This is a genomic window from Methylibium sp. T29-B (assembly GCF_000576225.1).
In the GTDB taxonomy this organism is placed as follows: Bacteria; Pseudomonadota; Gammaproteobacteria; order Burkholderiales; family Burkholderiaceae_C; genus Methylibium; species Methylibium petroleiphilum.
Genome location: NZ_AZSN01000377.1, coordinates 1 through 847 on the forward strand (window position 1 = coordinate 1; position 847 = coordinate 847).

General features: G+C 76.5%; 1 protein-coding gene. It reads right to left on the reverse strand.

Annotated elements, in window-relative coordinates; genetic code table 11:
- Positions 1-847 (reverse strand): exosortase Q (gene xrtQ / locus Y694_RS22035; RefSeq protein ID WP_231497846.1); only part of this gene is annotated, 847 nt, incomplete at both ends.

An 847-nucleotide genomic window follows, 5' to 3' on the forward strand; every position in this document is an offset into this window, starting at 1 on the left:
CCGCACCAGGCCACCCAGCGGCGCGGCCCGGCGCCGCACGCCGCGCCCCAGCGCGCCAGCGGCTCGTGGTGCCGGCACTCAATGACGTCTGCATGGCGCAGCTCCTTCTCCTGTTCACGCGGGGTCCACACCAGCACGGCGGCGCACACCGCGGCCGTGACCCCCAGGCCGATCGCCTGGTGCGCGGCCTCGCCCAGCCCCTGGGGCCGCGCCTCCAGCGCGACCAGCAGCGTGTTGCGCAGCACATTGCCGCTCAGCACCAGCAGGCCGACCATCGGCAGCCGGCGCAGCAGCACCGCATCGCGCAGCCCGACCCACGCCGCCGCGGCGCACGCGCAGAAGTAGCCCAGCCACACCAGCTGCACGCCGGAGCACGGCGCGTCGACGATCACCAGCTGGCCCTGCACCGTCATCGCGGCGCCGCTGCGCGCGGCCTCCAGGCCGGCGAGCTGCAGCGCCCAGGTGCTGAGCTGCGCCGTCAGCAGCCGCAGCGGGTAGCCGGCATAGAACTGCAGTGATGCCACCAGCGGCAGCGCCAGCAGCGCCAGGCCGGCGAACGGCAGCCACGGCGCATCGTCCGGGCGCCAGGCCGCGAAGGCCAGGCTCAGCGCCAGGACCGCCAACACCGCGGCCGCGAGCGGCGGTAACGCCCACAGCGAGAACGTGGCCGCTGCCGTCATCACGGCGCTCGCGGCGAACCAGCCCGGTCGCGGCGCCGCGCGCAGCCGCGGCGCCAGGCGAATAAGCACGAGGCCCAGCAGGGCCAGCGCGGCCAGGCCGAGCGGATCGTCCGAGCCGTCGAGCAGCCGGCCGGCCGCCCAGCGGCCGTGCGGCCACAGCGCGGCAG